At 68.9% G+C, this 17,308-nt stretch carries 18 protein-coding genes; 5 read left to right on the top strand and 13 right to left on the bottom strand.

From position 1 onward, the window contains the following. Positions 1-33: 33 nt before the first annotated feature. The 4 genes from ACYU98_RS00415 to ACYU98_RS00400 form a co-directional block, all read right to left on the bottom strand. Entirely contained in the window at positions 34-1,242 is a 1,209-nt protein-coding gene (locus ACYU98_RS00415; protein WP_460466197.1) for a cell division protein PerM, read from the bottom strand. Positions 1,243-1,397: 155 nt separating this feature from the next. Beyond that, the gene (gene sucD / locus ACYU98_RS00410; RefSeq protein ID WP_460466196.1) at positions 1,398-2,300 is read right to left on the bottom strand and encodes a succinate--CoA ligase subunit alpha; all 903 of its coding nucleotides are present in this window, start codon (positions 2,298-2,300) and stop codon (positions 1,398-1,400) included. 16 nt (positions 2,301-2,316) lie between these two features. Further along, positions 2,317-3,501 (bottom strand): ADP-forming succinate--CoA ligase subunit beta, encoded by a 1,185-nt coding sequence (gene sucC / locus ACYU98_RS00405; RefSeq protein ID WP_460466195.1) that lies wholly within the window; start codon positions 3,499-3,501, stop codon positions 2,317-2,319. Positions 3,502-3,547: 46 nt separating this feature from the next. Then, on the bottom strand, positions 3,548-3,973 hold the full coding sequence (locus tag ACYU98_RS00400) for a cobalamin B12-binding domain-containing protein (RefSeq protein ID WP_460466194.1): 426 nt from the start codon (positions 3,971-3,973) through the stop codon (positions 3,548-3,550). A 195-nt stretch (positions 3,974-4,168) separates the two neighbouring features. On the opposite strand from ACYU98_RS00400, the gene ACYU98_RS00395 reads away from it, so the two are divergent. Further along, entirely contained in the window at positions 4,169-4,981 is an 813-nt protein-coding gene (locus tag ACYU98_RS00395) for a M23 family metallopeptidase (protein WP_460466193.1), read from the top strand. A 56-nt stretch (positions 4,982-5,037) separates the two neighbouring features. Here the strand turns inward: ACYU98_RS00395 and pcrA are convergent, their stop codons facing one another. Together pcrA and ACYU98_RS00385 are read right to left on the bottom strand one after the other, a co-directional pair. Continuing rightward, a complete protein-coding gene (gene pcrA, locus ACYU98_RS00390; protein WP_460466192.1) occupies positions 5,038-7,452 on the bottom strand; it encodes a DNA helicase PcrA in 2,415 nt (804 codons plus the stop codon). Between the two features lie 36 nt (positions 7,453-7,488). Then, positions 7,489-7,857, bottom strand: coding sequence for a winged helix-turn-helix transcriptional regulator (locus ACYU98_RS00385; protein WP_460466191.1), 369 nt, complete (start codon positions 7,855-7,857; stop codon positions 7,489-7,491). Between the two features lie 118 nt (positions 7,858-7,975). Here ACYU98_RS00385 and ACYU98_RS00380 point away from each other — a divergent pair, with 118 nt between their 5' ends. The 4 genes from ACYU98_RS00380 to ACYU98_RS00365 all read left to right on the top strand — a co-directional run bounded on the left by ACYU98_RS00380 (position 7,976) and on the right by ACYU98_RS00365 (position 11,333). Next, positions 7,976-8,581, top strand: a complete 606-nt coding sequence (locus tag ACYU98_RS00380) for an NAD(P)-dependent oxidoreductase (RefSeq protein ID WP_460466190.1) — start codon at positions 7,976-7,978, stop codon at positions 8,579-8,581. A gap of 129 nt (positions 8,582-8,710) precedes the next feature. Continuing rightward, complete coding sequence (locus tag ACYU98_RS00375) at positions 8,711-9,226, top strand: GNAT family N-acetyltransferase (RefSeq protein WP_460466189.1); 516 nt, start codon at positions 8,711-8,713, stop codon at positions 9,224-9,226. Positions 9,227-9,269: 43 nt separating this feature from the next. Further along, complete coding sequence (locus ACYU98_RS00370) at positions 9,270-10,601, top strand: serine hydrolase domain-containing protein (RefSeq protein WP_460466188.1); 1,332 nt, start codon at positions 9,270-9,272, stop codon at positions 10,599-10,601. A 48-nt stretch (positions 10,602-10,649) separates the two neighbouring features. Beyond that, positions 10,650-11,333 (top strand): DedA family protein, encoded by a 684-nt coding sequence (locus ACYU98_RS00365; RefSeq protein WP_460466187.1) that lies wholly within the window; start codon positions 10,650-10,652, stop codon positions 11,331-11,333. On the opposite strand, the gene mftD is transcribed toward ACYU98_RS00365, so the two are convergent. The 7 genes from mftD to mftA are packed head-to-tail and all read right to left on the bottom strand — an operon-like array spanning position 11,302 to position 17,049. After that, positions 11,302-12,513 carry a pre-mycofactocin synthase MftD gene (mftD, locus tag ACYU98_RS00360; RefSeq protein WP_460466186.1) on the bottom strand — a complete coding sequence of 404 codons (1,212 nt, stop codon included), beginning with the start codon at positions 12,511-12,513 and terminating at the stop codon, positions 11,302-11,304. The two genes, ACYU98_RS00365 and mftD, sit on opposite strands and share 32 nt — an antisense overlap. Beyond that, positions 12,513-13,943 carry a mycofactocin biosynthesis glycosyltransferase MftF gene (gene mftF / locus ACYU98_RS00355; RefSeq protein WP_460466185.1) on the bottom strand — a complete coding sequence of 477 codons (1,431 nt, stop codon included), beginning with the start codon at positions 13,941-13,943 and terminating at the stop codon, positions 12,513-12,515. Before mftF ends, mftD begins: the two co-directional genes overlap by 1 nt. Then, positions 13,940-14,716: a mycofactocin-coupled SDR family oxidoreductase gene (locus tag ACYU98_RS00350; protein ID WP_460466184.1), complete on the bottom strand. Its 777-nt coding sequence runs from the start codon at positions 14,714-14,716 to the stop codon at positions 13,940-13,942. Before ACYU98_RS00350 ends, mftF begins: the two co-directional genes overlap by 4 nt. Further along, entirely contained in the window at positions 14,713-15,459 is a 747-nt protein-coding gene (gene mftE, locus ACYU98_RS00345) for a mycofactocin biosynthesis peptidyl-dipeptidase MftE (RefSeq protein ID WP_460466183.1), read from the bottom strand. The genes ACYU98_RS00350 and mftE overlap by 4 nt, the downstream gene beginning before the upstream one ends. After that, positions 15,456-16,667, bottom strand: a complete 1,212-nt coding sequence (gene mftC / locus ACYU98_RS00340) for a mycofactocin radical SAM maturase (protein ID WP_460466182.1) — start codon at positions 16,665-16,667, stop codon at positions 15,456-15,458. The genes mftE and mftC overlap by 4 nt, the downstream gene beginning before the upstream one ends. Continuing rightward, the gene (mftB, locus tag ACYU98_RS00335; RefSeq protein WP_460466181.1) at positions 16,667-16,933 is read right to left on the bottom strand and encodes a mycofactocin biosynthesis chaperone MftB; all 267 of its coding nucleotides are present in this window, start codon (positions 16,931-16,933) and stop codon (positions 16,667-16,669) included. The genes mftC and mftB overlap by 1 nt, the downstream gene beginning before the upstream one ends. Then, positions 16,933-17,049: a mycofactocin precursor MftA gene (gene mftA / locus ACYU98_RS00330; protein ID WP_460466180.1), complete on the bottom strand. Its 117-nt coding sequence runs from the start codon at positions 17,047-17,049 to the stop codon at positions 16,933-16,935. The genes mftB and mftA overlap by 1 nt, the downstream gene beginning before the upstream one ends. Positions 17,050-17,308: the final 259 nt, after the last annotated feature.

Raw genomic sequence — 17,308 nt, 5'->3', positions numbered from 1 at the left:
TTGGATCCAGCAGTCGACGCAGCAGCGGTCAGGTCAGCGGCGGGTGAGCCGGAAGTGCATCCCCAGGGCCACGATCAGCGCGCCGACCAGCGCCTCAACGCCGACGAACACGATCGACAGAACCGACGGTCCGACGACGCCGAGCTTGCCCGGGCTCATCCCGGCCCGGCTGAGCCACACCAACACCGCGAAGGCCACGGTGAACAGGCCAACGGCCGTGGCCGCCGTACGAACCTTGCTGCCGAGGTGGCTGAGCGTCGCCATCGACGACACCACTCGCCAGCCGATCAGTCCGCCGATCAGAACCGGCAGCAGGACCATCAATCGCAGCCATCCGGGAAGCGGGCCGGCCTCGGGCAGGATCCCGAACAGCGGAATGCTCGGCAGGGTCGCCGGAGTGACGGTGCCGAGCGTCACCTGGCCCGAGCCGAGGGAGACCGCGCCGCCTCCGGTCCAGGCCGAGCCGGAGACGATGACATTCGGCAATGCGGTCAGCTGTCCGAGCCACAGCAGGGCCGTTCCGGAACCACTCACATCAAGCAGCGCGGCGACCTTGCCCATCCGCTCCAGGTGGAACATCAGCGTGCCGAAAATGACGACCGCGCCCACCGAGAGCAAGACGATCAGACCTTCCGCGGCTGGTCGTAGTGCACGGTGAACGCTGCGGTGGACCCGCTCGTCGGCCGCCGTCAGCCACGGCCAGGACTCGCCTTCGCCGTCGCGATAACGCGCCCAGAGCAGCCCAGCCACCGACACCAGCAAAGAACCCGGAACGACTGTCCACAGCCGTACGGGGGCACTGCCGCCCAGCGACGCAGCGCAGACCAGAAGGGTCGCCACGAGGTGGCCACCCACGAACACCAGCGCCGCCTTCTGCTGCAACTCCCCCGGCAGTTCATCGTCGTCGAGCCGTTGCTGCACGGGGCGGTAGGCCCATCGGGTCACCACCACCGCCAGCCCGGTCAGCAGGATCGGAGAGAAGTGAACGGCATCGATGCCGCTGCTGGAAACGCTTACCGAACCGCGCAGGGCCAAGCCGGTCAGGGAGCTGGTGAAGGCGAGGGCATCGGACCACGCCACGGTGGTGCGCGGGTCGAGCGTCCAGGCGAGCAACACCGGCACGAACAGAACAAGAGCGAGCGCCACAAGTCCGACGACGCCGTAGCCGAGGGCCACCAGGTAGGGCGGCACCCCGGTGGAACGGGTCGACCGGTCGGGGGCAGTGCGTTCGAGCAGACTCATCGCTGGCAATGGTGACCGAGCGTTCGGGCGAGGGGGGTCAGGCGCGCCGGTATGTGGTCGGATTCACGGGGCAGAAGCGGTGGGGGAAACGACGAACGCCCCGAGCGGACTCGGGGCGTTCGTCTGTGGCGTGAAGTGACTTCAAGCCACTGTTGTCAGGCCTTGGCCTTCATGACCTCACGCATCAGGTCGGCGGTCTCCGAAGGGGTCTTGCCGACCTTCACGCCGGCTGCCTCGAGGGCTTCCTTCTTGGCGGCCGCTGTTCCGGACGAACCCGAAACGATCGCGCCCGCGTGGCCCATCGTCTTACCTTCGGGGGCGGTGAAGCCCGCGACGTAGCCGACGACCGGCTTGGTGACGTGGTCCTTGATGTAGGCCGCGGCGCGCTCTTCCGCGTCGCCACCGATCTCACCAATCATCACAATCGCGACGGTGTCAGGGTCTGCCTCGAACGCCTCGAGCGCATCGATGTGGGTGGTGCCGATGACCGGGTCACCACCAATACCGATCGCGGTGGAGAAACCGAAGTCCTTGAGTTCGTACATCATCTGGTAGGTCAGGGTGCCGGACTTCGACACCAGACCGATCTTGCCGGGGCCGGCGATGTCCGCCGGGATGATGCCGGCGTTCGACTGGCCGGGGCTGATGATGCCGGGGCAGTTCGGACCGATGATCCGGGTGGTGCCCTTGCCCTTGGCGTAGTTGTAGAACTCCGCGGCGTCCTTCACCGCGATGCCCTCGGTGATGACGACCGCGACCGGGATCTCGGCGTCGATCGCTTCGACGACGGCCGCCTTGGCGAAGGCCGGCGGAACGAAGACGACCGAGACGTTGGCGCCGGTCTCGTCCATGGCTTCCTTGACGGTGCCGTAGACCTTGACCTGCTTGGCGGATCCGTCGGCCAGGGTGAAGTCGACCGTGGTGCCCGCCTTGCGGGGGTTCACGCCACCGACGACGTCGGTGCCCGAGGAGAGCATGCGCGTGGTGTGCTTCATGCCCTCCGAACCGGTCATGCCCTGGACGATGACCTTGGAGTCAGCGTTGAGAAAAATAGACACGAGTGTTGGTTCCTTTTCAGTTCTGGGCAGCGAGCTCGGCGGCCTTGCGGGCGGCGCCGTCCATGGTCTCCTCAACGGTGACCAGGGGGTGGTTGAAGTCGGCCAGGATCTTGCGGCCCTCCTCCACGGCGTTGCCGTCGAGGCGTACGACCAGCGGCTTGGTCGCGCTGTCGCCGAGGGTCTTGAGAGCGCCGACGATGCCGTTGGCAACCGCGTCACAGGCAGTGATGCCGCCGAAGACATTCACGAAAACCGACTTGACCTGCTCGTCGCCCAGGATGACGTCGAGACCGTTGGCCATGACCTCAGCGGAGGCGCCGCCACCAATGTCGAGGAAGTTTGCCGGCTTGGCGACCCCACCGGTGAAGTCCTCACCTGCGTACGCCACGACGTCGAGGGTCGACATGACCAGCCCGGCGCCGTTGCCGATGATGCCGACGTTGCCGTCGAGCTTGACGTAGTTGAGACCCATGGCCTTCGCCTTGGCCTCCAGCGGGTCAGCCGCGGCCTTGTCTTCCAGCGCCTCGTGGTCGGGGTGACGGAAGTCGGCGTTCGCGTCGAGCGACACCTTGCCGTCGAGGGCGACCACGTCGCCGTCCTTGGTCCTCACCAGCGGGTTGACCTCGACCAGGGTCGCGTCTTCGTCGCGGTAGACCTCCCACAGCTTCTGCAGGACGGGAACGATCTTGGCGCCGGTCTCGGCGTCGAAGCGAGCTGCCCCGACGATCTCCTTGGCCTTGGCCTCGTCGATGCCGGTGTTCGGGTCGACCTCGATGCGGGCCAGGGCCTCGGGGCGTTCCACGGCGAGCTGCTCGATCTCCATCCCGCCCTCCTTGGAACACATGGCGAGGTAGCTGCGGTTCGCACGGTCGAGCAGGATCGAGAAGTAGTACTCCTCATCGATCTGGGCGCCCTGGGCGATCATCACGGTGCCCACGGTGTGGCCCTTGATGTCCATACCGAGAATCGCCTCGGCGTGCTGCTGCGCTTCATCGGCGGTCTTGGCGACCTTGACGCCGCCAGCCTTGCCGCGACCTCCGGCCTTGACTTGAGCCTTGACGACGGTCACGCCGCCGGACTTGGCACCGATCTCCTCGGCGGCTGCCTTGGCGTCGGCCGGGGTGGTCGCGATCTTGCCGGCCAGCACGGGTACACCGTGTGCCTCGAACATGTCGCGCGCTTGGTACTCGAAAAGATCCACGCGGAATCCGTCCTTGCTGTGAGGTTGGAATTTTCCGTTTGCGACTTTAGTCCTGCGCTGCGGACAGTCCCACGTGGGTGCGGGTCCACTGCACGATGTCCATCGTCGTGGCCCCCGGAGTGAACACCGTTGCAACGCCCATCGCGCGCAACGTGGGGATGTCTTCGGCCGGGATGATGCCGCCACCGAAGACGACGATGTCGTCAGCGTCCTTGTCGCGCAACGTTTTCAGCACCTGCTCGAAAAGCGTCAGGTGAGCGCCGGACAGAACCGACATGCCGATCGCGTCGACGTCCTCCTGGATGGCTGCCTCCACGATCTGCGCGGGCGTCTGATGCAGACCGGTGTAGACGACCTCCATGCCGGCATCGCGCAGAGCTCGCGCGACGACCTTTGCACCACGATCGTGGCCGTCCAATCCGGGCTTGGCGACGAGGATTCGCAGCGGGACCTCGGGGGCAGGTGTGGTCATGGCAACAGGGTACGACCCCGCCCACCGCCGCTGTTATGCACAGGTTCGCGACCGCACCGACAAAGGTCACGGGAAGATCACGGTAAGGTTCTCAGTCACCATCACCGACCCCAGGCAGGACCCGCAGTGGCTCGTTACCAACCTCGCCATAGCCCCGCACCGTCAGCGACGCGCCGGGGCAGGTTCGCCATTCCGGTGACTGCGCTCGTGGCCAGCGCGGTCGCCTGGGGCAGCATCGCCGGGGCCGACGGCTCATCGGCCGACGACGCCGCGGCCGAGGCTCGTCCGGCAAGCGTGATCGACCGAGTGCCCGAGCGCTCAGCATCGAACGGGGTCTCGCGCTCAAGCCTGCGGGAGTCCGCCGCGATGACCGCCAAGGTGCAGGCGGCGACGAAGTCCCGCGCCGCCGCGCTCGCCGCCGCAACCTCGCAGGCCGCTGCCACGCGTACCCTCACCGAACAACGAGCAAACGCCCTCCGGTCGCTGACCACGTCGACCCCGGCTGCGCCGTACGCCGCGGCCTCCCCGTCGGCCGGGGCGGCCTCTGCCCCAGCGCCGTCCGCGGCTGCGACCCGCGCCACAGGCCCTCTGCCGAGCAGCGGCTTCACCTGCCCGATCGCCGGCTGCGGCGGCCACTTCACCTCTGGCTTCGGCCACCGCGCCTCGCCCGGCGGCATTGGCTCCACGAATCACCAGGGCATCGACCTCTCGACCCCGATCGGGACCCCGCTGCGCGCATTGCATGGCGGAACGGTCACCGCGGTCGGTTGGTACGGCGGTCAGGGCAAGCGAATCAATGTCGACATCGGTGGTGGCGTGACCATCGTCTACGCCCACCTGTCGGGTTGGGCAGTCACCGTCGGCCAGCATCTCGAGGTGGGGCAGCTAGTCGCATTCTCGGGCAACACCGGCAACTCGACCGGTCCCCACCTGCACCTTGAGGTTCACCTCTGGAGTGTGCCGGTCAACCCCATCGGGTGGCTGCACACCCGCGGGATCATGTTCTGAGCGCGGTCCACCGAGTTGAGCCGCTGAACTGAGCCGCTGAACTGAGCCGCTCGGGCTCAGATCTTCTCGACTCGGCCGTAGCGCAGCGCGATCCGCTTGATCCCGAGTTCGCCACCGAAGTCGATGTGGGCGATTGCCTTCTCGCCCGCGCCCTCCAGCCGCACCACGGTTCCGAGCCCGAACGAGTCGCTGGTGACCCGGTCGCCCGCGTCGAGCGAGGGCACCACGTGGTTTCCGGGTGACCTCACCCCCGGTCGGGCCGCAAGCCGCGCGATCGCCGGGGTCGACGAGGGCCGCATCGAGGTCGTGGTGACCCGCTCCCAGTTGAGCAGGTGGCTCGGAATCTCGTCGAGGAAGCGCGAGGGCGGGTTGTATTGCGGTGCGCCCCAAGCTGATCGGACCTCTGCGCGGGAGAGGTGCAGGCGCTCGCGCGCTCGGGTGATGCCGACATAGGCCAGTCGGCGCTCCTCCTCGAGTTCCTTCGGATCGCCCAGCGCTCGCACGTGGGGGAAGGTGCCATCCTCCATGCCGGTCAGGAACACCACCGGGAACTCCAACCCCTTGGCGGTGTGGAGGGTCATCAGGGTGACAACACCCTTGTCGTTCTCGTCGCCCTCCGGAATCTCGTCGGCATCGGCGACGAGTGACACCTGTTCGAGGAAGTCTTCCAGCGGCCCGTCGGGGAACTGCTGGTCGAACTCGCGGGCCACGGCGACCAGCTCGGCGAGGTTCTCCACTCGGGTCTCGTCTTGCGGATCGAGGCTGGCCCGCAGTTCGGTGAGGTAGCCGGACTGGTCGAGGATCGCCTCCATGAGATCGCCGACCCCGCCGTCGGTGTCGCGCACCACGCGCAGCGACTCGAGCAGGCTGGTGAATCCCTTGATCGCCGTCAGCGATCGGGTGGCGATACCCGGCGCGTCTTCGGCCCGGCCCAAAGCAGCCACGAACGGGATCCGTTCCCGGTCGGCGAGCGCCGAGACGCAGGCTTCTGCGCGGTCGCCGATCCCGCGCTTGGGCACGTTGAGGATGCGCCGCAGGTTGACGGTGTCTGCCGGGTTGGACACGACCCGCAGGTAGGCGAGCGCGTCCTTGATCTCCCGTCGTTCGTAGAAGCGGGTTCCGCCGACGACCTTGTAAGGCAGCCCCACTCGTACGAAGACTTCCTCCAGCGCGCGGGACTGGGCATTGGTGCGGTAGAAGACCGCAACATCACCCGGCTTGACCCCGTGGTGGTCGGTCAGCTGGTCGATGGTGCGCGCGACGAACGCGGCCTCGTCGTGTTCGGAATCGGCGACATAGCCGACGATCTGCTCTCCGTCGCCGGAGTCGGTCCAGAGCTTCTTCTCGCGCCGCTCGGAGTTCTTGGCGATCACGGCGTTGGCCGCCTGCAGGATCGTCTGCGTGGAGCGGTAGTTCTGCTCCAACAAGATGGTTCGAGCGTTCGGATAATCCTGCTCGAACTCCACGATGTTGCGGATCGTGGCCCCGCGGAAGGCGTAGATCGACTGGTCGGCGTCACCGACGACGCAGAGTTCAGCCGGCGGCACCTGGCCCACTGCTGGATCGGCAGTGCCGGTTCCCACCAGTTCCTTCACCAATTGATATTGGGCGTGGTTGGTGTCCTGGTATTCGTCGACCATCACGTGGCGGAAGCGCCGGTGGTAGTGCTCGGCGACATCAGGGAACGCCTGGAGCAGGTGGGTGGTGGTCATGATCAGGTCGTCGAAGTCGAGCGCATTCGCCTGCCGCAGCCGGCGTTGGTATTCGGTGTAGGCCTGAGCCAGAACCGAATCCTGCGGGTTGTCGCCCGCTCGGCCCGCGAAGGTTTCCTCGTCGATCAGGTCGTTCTTCAGGTTGCTCACCTGGTGACTGAACGATCGCGGCGGGTAGCGCTTGGCGTCCAGATCAAGATCGCGCATGACCATCGCCATCAATCGCTGCGAGTCGGCCGCGTCGTAGATCGAGAAGCTCGACTTCATGCCGACCTTGGTCGCCTCGCGGCGCAGGATCCGCACACACGCGGAGTGGAAGGTCGAGACCCACATCGACCGGGCGGCCGGGCCGACGAGCGCCTCGACCCGCTCGCGCATTTCGGCCGCGGCCTTGTTGGTGAAGGTGATCGCCAGAATCTGCCCTGGTTGGACTCCGCGGGCGCCCATCAGATGGGCGATTCGGTGGGTCAATACCCGGGTCTTGCCCGACCCGGCGCCGGCGACGATCAAGAGTGGTGAGCCAGAGTGCAGCACCGCCTCCCGCTGCTGGGGGTTCAGCCCTTCCAGCAGCGATTCCGGGTCGCGCATGCTCGGCCGACGCCGCCCCTGCGACTGCGGTGGGGCGTCGCCGAGGCTCGCCCAGGTCGGCACTCCGTGGGCATCGACAAACCGCGGATCCGCGCCCTTGGGCGCGCGATGCGGGTCGGCGGAATCAGCGGGGAGGCCGGGCAAGGGAAGGTCGTCGAAAAGGCTGCTCATCTCACCGGCAAGGGTACGTCGGACCACCGACAGCGCTCAGCGCGCGTCGTAACGCTCCTGCGCTGCGACCACCGCATCGACGTTGTGCTCGGCCCAACGACGCATTGCTTGGACCGGCGCGGTCAGCGAGCGCCCGAGGTCGGTGAGTTCGTAGTCGACCCGCGGCGGCACCTGCGCATGGACGGTACGGGTCAGCAAACCATCGCGCTCCAGCGACCGAAGCGTCTGGGTAAGGACCTTCGGCGTCAGAGTTCCGACCGCCTTGCGCAGCTCGACGAACCGCAGTGGGCCACCGGCCAGCGCCTCGATCACCAGCGGCGTCCACCGCTCGCCCATCCGGCGCAATACGACCCGAGAGGGGCAGGCCGGGTCCATCACGTCCGCTGCGCGGTCAATAGTATCCATTGGGTACTCATGTTCCGTTGAAGATATCGCTATCTAAAATATACCTTTACCGTGTCCGCCACACACGCGCGATGACCACACCACGCTGACGGACAAACTTCCCCGGAAGGACACCCCTATGAAGCTTCTCGTTCTCGGCGGCACCGGCATGGTCGGTCAGGACATCGCCCGCGAGGCCACCCGCCGCGGCCACGACGTGACTGTCGGATCACGCTCAGGCAAGACCGTCGACGGACTCCCGTCAGTCACCCTCGACCTGCAGGACACAGACGCCTTGGTCAAGGCGGCGGCAGGGGCCGACGCCCTCGTTATCGCGGTTCCGTCGGACCGTACGGGCGGCTCAACCCAGCCGACGATCGACGCGCACCAGGCGCTCATCGCCGCTGCACCGCAGACCCGTCTGTTCGTCGTCGGTGGAGCCGGCGCCCTGAGCGTCGGTGACCAACTGCTGAAGGACACTGAGGGCTTCCCGGACGCCTACCTGGCCGAGGGCACCGCCTTCACCAAGGTGCTCGCCCTCTATCGCGCCAGCGAGGGGCTCGACTGGACGATGCTCGCGCCCTCCCCGATGATCGCGCCCGGCCCGGCCGGCGACGTTGTGCTCGGCACCGACAGCCCGGTCGGCGACTCGGTCACCACCGGAACCTTCGCGGTCGCCACCGTCGACGAGTTGGAGAAGCCGGCCTACCGCGGCCGCCGTTTCACCGTCGCCGACAAGGCCTGACCGGAACCCCTTCGCAAACGCTGCACTCGTGCAGCGTTTGCGGGGTGGGTGCGGTCGGGCGGCCAGCGGTCGGCCGGCCGCCAGAAATCGGGATGCCGACCGTCGATACTTGGCGCTACCTTCGCGGGCATGATCACGCTCGCCGACCCCTCCCCCGAACTGCGTGCCTCGTGGTTCGAGTCCATGCTCGAGTTCGACCCGGGTCACATCCCTGGCTACAGCCTGTTCGGGTTCAGCTCAGCCGACCTCGGCAGCGATGTCGCGTTCTCCGATTGGCTGCGAACCCAGCGCCGCAACGTCACCACGCCGGCAGAGGGTTTCGTGCGCTGCAACACCTACTGGATCGTGGACAGCGGCGCGCCGGGTCGAGTGCTCGGCAGCTTGAGCCTGCGTCACGAACTGAACGCGAGCCTGCTCGAGGAGGGCGGCCACATCGGCTACTCCGTGCGGCCCTCGGCGCGCCGCCGTGGAGTGGCGACCGGCGCCCTGGAGGCCGCCCTCGAGAAGTGTCGAGCCCTCTCGATTGATCGAGCGTTGGTCACCTGTGACGACGACAACGTGGCCTCCGCTGCGACTATCGAGCGGTGCGGTGGGGTGCTGGAGGATCTGCGCAGCGGCAAGCGGCGCTACTGGATCGCGCTCTAGCAGCGGTTGACCGAACTCCGCTGCACTCGGGAATGATGACGTGATGGCTTCTGATGACCTTCACGCCGCCCTGCTTCGGCAGCAACGGAACTCCCGCGCACCATCGATCGCCTGCGCGCTGCTGCGCGGTGGCGAGGTGGTCGAGTCTGGGGCCGTCGGTCACCTCGACGGCCGCTCCGGCGGCCCGGTCGCCGACGTCGACACCGTCTACCGAATCGGCTCCATCACCAAGACGTTCGTGGCCGCGGCGGTGCTGCAACTGGCCGGTGAGGGGCAGGTGGACCTGGACCAGCCGGTCGCTGAGCTGCTGCCGGAACTGCAGGAACCACTGCGGAACACCTCGGTCCGCGCGCTGCTGAACCACTCCTCCGGCCTACTTGCCGAGACCGACGGCTCCTGGTGGGAGCGCTCCCCCGGCCGCACCTGGGACGAGCTGCGGCCGAGCATCCGGCGCAACCCCGATCTGATCGGTCGCTTCCACTACTCCAACGTCGGCTACGCGGTGCTCGGCGAAGTCGTTGCGCGCCAGCGAAACTCGACCTGGTTCGAAGCCATTGACCAGAAGATCCTGCGTCCGCTCGGCATGGACAGCACCAGCGCAACGCGACCATCGCACGCCGCCCCCGGTCTCGCCGTGCACCCGTACGCCGATCTGCTGCATGCGGAGGAGGTGCAGCAGACGCAGGCGATGGCGCCGGCCGGTGAACTGTGGTCGACCATCGGCGACTTGGCCCGCTGGGCCCGGTTCCTCGCCCGCGGCGACGAACGGGTGCTCCCGGACCGACTGCTGCGGCTGATGCGCAGTCCGACCGTCGTGGACCACAACGGTCCCGGCAGCGCGTGGACCCGCTCGTACGGGCTCGGGCTCGACGTTCACGTCGTCGAGGGCGCCACGTACGTCGGTCACGGCGGCTCGATGCCGGGCTACCTCGCGGCGGTGCGGGTCGACCCCGAGACCGGTGATGGCTTCGCGCTGCTGTCCAACACGACCGGAGGGCTCGACCTCGACCTCGGCTACGACCTCCCCACTACCCCCGTAGTAAAGGATTCTGGTCGCTATAACGACCAGAATCCGTGGGTGGCCGGCCCTCCAGTCCCTGTCGAACTCACCGGCAGTTGGATGTGGGGACCGCGCCCGAACATCCTTCGCTTCGAGGGCGACCTACTACTGCTCGCCCCGGTCGGCGGCGGCCGTGCTTCCCGCTTCGAATCGCGCGGTCCGAACCTTTGGGTCGGTCTCGACGGCTACTACGCCGGCGAAAATCTCACCGCGGGCGACAACTTCCTCGACGTGGGCAGCTTCCGCTTCACCCGCACGCCGTACGACCCCGCGGGCGACGTGCCGGGCGGGGTGGATTCCGCCGGGTGGCACTGACCGTACGATCAAACCTGGACCAAGCAAGGAGACCAAGGAGACCCGAGCATGTTGCATTCCGTCGAGACCTGGCTGCTCGGCGTGCCACCGTTGCTGGTCTACCTGTTGGTCGGTGGTGTCGTCGGGTTGGAAAGTCTCGGCATCCCCTTGCCCGGCGAAGTCGTGCTGGTGGCGGCCGCGATCATGTCGGCCCATTCCGGCTCGGACGTCAGCCCACTGGGCATCGCGATCGCCGCTGTGCTGGGCGCCTCGATCGGTGACTCCATCGGCTACGGCGTGGGCCATCGCTACGGCGATCGGCTCTTCACCCGGCTTGGCAGACGGTTCCCACACCACTTCAACGAAGACACCATCGACTACGCCGCCCATCTGTTCAAGCGTTACGGGATGGTCACCGTGTTCGTCGGCCGGTTCATCGCGTTGCTCCGTGTTTTCGCCGGTCCGCTGTCGGGAACGCTCAAGATGCACTACCCGCGCTTCCTTGTCGCGAACGTGTCAGGCGCCATCGTGTGGGGCGCCGGCACCACCTACGCCGTCTTCTACCTGGGCAAGGCCGCCGAGATCTACCTGCAACGGTTCTCGTACGTCGCGCTCGCCATCGCGGTCGCGGTCGGCATCGGGTTCTCGACGGTGTTGCGCAAGCGGCTGGAGCGAAACATTGCCGCGTTCGCCCGCGAACGCCACGAAAACCAAGCCCTGGTCAGCGAGTCGGAACTGCCCGACCCGAGCTGACCTCGTCGGCGGTGAGCGCTCGCGCGAACCCCGCCGGCACCAGTACGTCGTCGCGACCGATGTCGTGGACGTCGCTGCGACCGATGGCCGTCATCGTCGAGTCGATGCCCCCGCGAATCACGTCGAGCACGTTCTCGACGCCGGCTTGGCCACCCGCGCCCAGGCCCCACAGGTAGGCGCGCCCGATCAGCGTCGCCTTCGCGCCCAGCGCGAGCGCCTTGACCACGTCGCTGCCGCGGCGCACCCCGCCGTCCAGCGCGACGTCGATCTGCTCCCCCACCCGCGCGGCGATCGCCTCGAGGGACCGAATCGACGCCGGGGTGCCGTCGAGGTTGTTGCCGCCGTGGTTGGACACCGAGATGCCGCTGACCCCCGCGTCGACCGCGCGGAGGGCGTCGTCGACCCTGCTGACGCCCTTGAGCACGAACGTGCCACCCCACTGCTGCACCATCCATGCGATGTCGTCCCAGCTGGGCGGCGGGGTCTGCATCCACTCGTAGTAGGCCTCGAAGAAGCCGGGCGCCGGCTTGCCGGGGTCGGTCAGGTTGGGCGCCGACAACTCCGGCGGCCTCCCCGTACGGGCGAACTGGGCGAACCACCGCGGCCGGACCAGCGCCTCAGGGGCGCGGGTGACCATCGTGCGCAGGTCCATCGCCTGCGGGATGATCGGACTGCCCCAGTCGCGGCCGTTGGAGAACGACCAGTCGGTGGTGGCGATCAGCCCGACGGCGCCGGCCGCCCGGGCCCGCTCCATCCGGCGCGCCATCGTGTCACGGTCGCCCATCCAGTACATCTGGAAGAAGGTCTGCGGGTTGGCCGCGACGACCTCCTCGATCGGCTTGCTGGCGAACGAGGAGAGCCCCATCGCCACGCCGCGGGCGGCGGCGGCCCGAGCGACCGCGACCTCCCCGTCCGGGTGCACAGCCTGGACGCCGGTGGGCGAGATCATCACCGGCATCGACACCGATTGGCCGAAGACCTCCGTCGCCAGGCTCCGTTCGGCCGGTGCGCCCACGACGTGCGGAGCGAAGCCGAGCTCGGCGAAGGCAGCCATGTTGTCGGCGTACGTGAGGCCCTTCTCGCTTCCCGCCAGCAACGCCTTGTAGACCGACTTCGGCAGCCTTCTGCGCGCCCGTTCCTGGGCGACGGCGACCGTCTCGAACCATGTGTGTTGACCCATCACAGGTCTCCCTTCGTTGTGTGCTGTCGTCGTATCCCGGCCGGCAGCAGCGGGCCGAGGGTGCGCGATCGCGCGGCGCCCCACCAGACGCCCGCGCCGTACGCGAAGTCGTCGAGGCGGCGGGCTATCAGGTGGCGCGGCAGGTCGAGGGTGCTGCCCGTACGACGCCGGTCGACGACTGCGTCGGTGACCGCGGCGAGCGCCCACCATCCGCGCAGTCGCCGGGAGGAACAGGCTCCGACCACGGCGATCGGCCAGTGGTGGCGGTTCAGCGAGGCGCCCAGCTGCGCGGTGGTGGCCACCAGGCTCATCGCGGTCAGGGAGGCGGCGGCCGCCGGGTCGCCGGTGCGGCGCAGCCGGCGCGCGGTGATCGCCAGCTGCGCCGTGGCCGTCGCCACGCCGAGTGCGATCCCGGCGCGGGTCAGCGTCGCCGCCGACAGGACCGCGACCGTGGGCAGCGGGGCGAGCCGCAGCGGGGCCACGAGGTCACCGTGCCGCTGCGCGAGCGGGGCGGCGCCGGTGCCGTAGAACGCCTTGCGGGTCACCCACTCCCCCAGCCGCACACGGTGCTCGTGCCGCACCCGCGCGGCCGGTTGGTAGCGCACGCTCCAGCCCTCGGCGTGCAGCCGCCAGACCAGGTCGACGTCCTCGGCCACCCGCATCGTGGCGTCGAAGCCATCGCCGAGCGCGGACCGGCGGGCCACCAGGGTTGCGCTGGGGACGTAAGACAGCCGGGTGCCGGGCGCGACGCGTCCGGCGGTAAGGCCGAGGTCGAGCGAGGAGTGCGCGTCCTCGTACCGCGCGATCCAGCCGGGCTCCTCGACCGGCAGCGCCATCACCCGCGGGGCAGCGATCGCCACCGCCGGATCCTGTAGCTCTCTGACCAGCACAGCCAGCGCGTCTGGGTCGGGCACCACGTCCGAGTCGATGAAAGCGACGTACGGGGTACGCGCAGCGCGCAGCCCAGCGTTGCGCGCGGCGGCCGGACCCTGCGAGACCTCGTGGCGGACCAGCCGGGTGTGCCACTCCTGCGCGATGGTGCGCATCGCCGAGGCATCGCGCGAACCGTCGTCGACCACGACCACCTCGCCGACATCGGGCAGCACGGCTAGCAGCCGGACCAGCGCCGTACGCCGGTCGCGGACCGGGATCACGACGGTCACCTCGCTGAGGTGGACGTCGCCGCCGGTGTCCCACACCGCGTCGGCCAGCCCGCGGTCGACCAGTGCGCGGGCCAGAGCCGCGGTCACCCGGTCGGTGACCAGCAGGTCGTTGCCCTCGGCGAGCAACTCGCGGGCCTTCGATCGCAACCGCACCATCGCGCCGCTGCGGGTGCAGAAGAGCACGTCGCCGCCGTGACAGCGGGTGACGCTGGGAGTCAGCCGCACCCGCAAACCGGTGGGCAGCGCCGTGGTCGACGGACCGCTCATCGCATCCCCGCCGATGCGTCCAACACGCTGCCGTGCACCGCGGGGCCGAGGGTGCACGCCGCCTCCGCGACCGCGGCGATGTCGTCGGCCCGCAGCGGACGACCGGTAGTCATGCCCCGGGCCAGCTCGGACACGTCGGGCAGGTCGTAGATCCGCGCGGTGGCGGCGAGCATGTCGGTGTCGGTCGAGCCGGGCGAGACGCCGGTCACGGTGATCCCGCGACCGTGCAGGTCGGCCGCTAGTCCGCGGACCAGACCGACCACGGCGTGCTTGACGACGCAGTACGCGCTGAGGTGCCACAGGCCGCGGTGGCCCGCCGCTGAGGCGACGGCGCAGAAGGCTGGCTGCTCGCCGGCGTCGGCCGCGGCCAGCAGGTGCGGCACCGTCACGCTCGCGGTGTTCCACACCCCCCCGACATCGGTGCGCCACAGCCGGTCGAGCAGTTCGGGATCGGTCTGCCACTGGTCGTCACCACCGTCGATGACCGCCGCGGCCGCCACCACGGCGACCAGCGGACCATGCCGGCCGACCACGCAGTCGACGGCGGTCCGCAAGCCGGACAGGTCGCGGACGTCGACGACCGCGCCGATCACCGCGTTCGGGTGAGCGTCGACGACGGCGTCGAGGTCGTCGGTGGTCGACTGCGCGGAGCCCGGTTCCGCATCGCCGAGACAGCCGTCGATCGCGAGCACGGTCCACCCGCGCTCGGCGAACCGAGCGACCGTGGCGGCGCCGACCCCGCGGGCCGCGCCGGTGACCACTGCGAGTGTCATGCCACCGGCCCCGCACTAGCGAGCATTCCGTCACCGTCGACGTTCACCGTGCGCAGCCGCCGGACGATCTCGTCCACGACGCCGTCCAGCAGCTGGGCGCCGTCGGTGGCACAGGCGTGACGCGGGTCGCCCAGCACCCCGGTCGGCGACACCGCCCGTACGCCCTCGCGCCGCAGCCGTTCCAACAGCTCGGGCAGCGGTTCGGTGCGACCGGCCTGCGCCCGGTCCATCGCCACTTGGTCGGGGCGCAGGGCCAGCATCATCGCGGTCTCCGTACGGCCGGCGTGGGCGTCGCCGCCGGACGGTCCGGCCGGCACCCAAGCCACCGATCGCCCCTCGCTGCGCAGCAGCCGTACGGCGGAGCGCACGGCCTCGACGTTGCCTCCGTGACCGTTGACCAGCACGGTCGCGCCGGCCCACCGCGAGGCCGAGCGGACGAGTTCGACCAGCAATCCCCGCAGCGCGTCGGTGCCGATCGAGATGGTGCCCGCGAAGTCCTCGTGCTCGCCCGAGGACCCGTAGTCGATCCCGGGCGCCACCACGACGCACTCCCCCGCCGCGGTGAGCCGGGCACCGACCCTCGAGGCGACGGTGCGGGCCACCAGGCTGTCGGTGCCGCAGGGCAGGTGCGGCCCGTGTTGTTCGGTGGACCCGACCGGCACCAGCAACCAGGGGCGATCGAGATCGTCGACCCGGGTGGAGCTGATCGCCTCCAGTCGCAGGGCCGGTCGGGTCGCGGTCACGGCGTCATCAGCTCCGGCATCAACTCCGAGACGGGGTTCTCGTCGCACGCCGAACGCGGTGGCCGGCGGGCGATCGTCACCGGCACCGGCGCGTTGCGCACCGGGTTCTTGTGGGAGTGGTCGCCTGAGGGGGCCGGGCGCTCCTCGCCAGGGTTGCCGGCGTTGCCCTTGACACACTCCGGGTCCGGACCGTCCAGCGGCAGGCCGGTGAAGAACTTGGCCGCCATGCAGCCGCCGCGGCAGGTGTCGTATGCAGAGCACGACGCGCACGCGCCGCCGCCCGACGGCTCGCGCAGCTGCCGGAAGAGCGGAGCGTCGGTCCACACATTGTCGAACCCGCCCTCGCGCACGTTTCCGGCCTTGAACCGGTCGTGGATCGCGAACGGGCAGGCGTAGACGTCGCCGATCGGATCCACCAGGCAGACCACCCGGCCGGCGCCGCACAGGTTCAGGCCGGGCAGCGCCTCGCCGTATGCGGAAAGGTGGAAGAAGGAGTCACCGGTGAGCACGTCCTCGCCGTTGGCAACCAGCCAGTCGTACAGCTGCCGCTGTTGGTGCGGCAACGGGTGCAGTTCGTCCCAGATGTCCGCGCCGCGGCCGGAGGGACGCAGCCGGGTCAGGCGCAGCTGGGCGCCGTAACGGTCCGCGATCGCCTTGAACTCGTCGAGCTGGTCGATATTGGTGCGGGTGCAGACGACCGAGATCTTCATGTCCTTCATCCCGGCGTCGGCCAGGTTCTGCAGCGCCCGCAAACAGGCGTCGTACGTTCCCGCGCCACGGATCGAATCGTTCACCTCCGCGGTCGCGCCGTCCAGCGACAACTGCACATCGATGTAGTCCGAGGAGGCGAGGTAGCGAGCTCGCTTGGGCGTGATCCGGAACCCGTTGGTCGAGAACTTCACCCCGACCTGGTGGTCGACGGCGTACTGCACCAGCTCCCAGAAGTCGCTGCGCACCGTCGGCTCGCCGCCGCCGATGTTCACGTAGAAGATCTGCATCCGCTGGAAGGTGTCGATCAGCGCCTTGCACTCGGCGGTGCTCAGCTCGCGCGGGTCGCGCCGGCCGCTCGAGGAGAGGCAGTGCACGCAGGACAGGTTGCAGGCGTACGTCAGCTCCCAGGTCAGGCAGATCGGGGCATCCAGGCCGTGCTCGAACTGGTCGACGAGCCGGCCCACGGGCTGGGCCGGTCGTTGTGCTACTGCAGTCATCACAGACTCCCTTGGCTAATCAGCATTCCGCGGTCCGCCAGCGTGCGCAGCGCGGACTCGTACTGCGGCCACTGCTCGGCCGGCACCCCGGCCGTCTCGAGCGCCGCCGCCACGTCATCGCTCTCGCGCAGCGACTCCACCACGGTGACCAACTGCGGCGACTTCAGGAAGCTCAGCCGGCGGGTGGTGAAGTCGTACGCGAGGGCGCCGAACGGCTCGGGCCGCAACGCGACCGAACCGCTCAGCGCCCATCGCTCGTGCAGCATCAGTAGACGCCGCACATTCCGTCGATGGAGACGTCCTCGACGAGGCTGTCCTCGAGGAGCGTCGCGGCCGTCTGGGCCGCCGTCGCTTCGTCGGACTGCTCGATCTCTTCGGTCATGACGATCGCCTTCCGCAGACTGTGCACACCGGGCGGTGCGCCGTGACACGACGCTAGAACCGCCTGTGGCACAAGCGAACCCGCGAACAGGGCAGGCCGACCTGGCCGTTCGGGCAGGTGCCGGTACAGGTGCTCTGACCCCACCTGCCCGAACGGACAGGTGGGTGACCGGTCGAGCGGTCAGGTCCCCACCCGGCGACTGCGGCCAGTCTTCGCGTCCTCGTCTATCGCGCCGGCGGCCGGCGGCCTAGCGTCCGTG

This window comes from Calidifontibacter terrae (assembly GCF_054778835.1).
Note: the sequence above shows the minus strand (reverse complement) of the source record. Positions and strands in the feature narration are given on the sequence as shown.